General features: G+C 28.6%; 1 pseudogene. It reads right to left on the bottom strand.

The features are described 5' to 3' along the window. A pseudogene (locus LG649_RS16265) lies at positions 1-255 on the bottom strand (IS30 family transposase); the annotation flags it as partial.

The raw sequence follows: 255 nt of genomic DNA, 5'->3' as shown, positions 1-255 counted from the left end.
GATTAATTTTTTGTTTAGCGAAGCTTGAGGCCTTGTGTAAATGTGTCTGTAAATAGCTTCGTGTGATATTGACATTAAGGTATTATTAGGATAATCAATTTTTAATCTTCCACTAATTTGTTCGGGAGTCCAACCTTTTAATAATCCTTTATAAACATAAAATTTTAAAGCATTGTATGTTGATATTTTGTCAAGATTTCTTTTGTTTAAATAATCATCTTTAGCGTTCCATTGAGCTAAATGAGCGTCATATTT

It is taken from the genome of Neotamlana laminarinivorans (genome assembly GCF_020523925.1).
In the GTDB taxonomy this organism is placed as follows: Bacteria; Bacteroidota; Bacteroidia; order Flavobacteriales; family Flavobacteriaceae; genus Neotamlana; species Neotamlana laminarinivorans.
The sequence above is the reverse complement of the archived record's forward strand: the minus strand, read 5'-3'. Positions and strand labels throughout refer to the sequence as shown.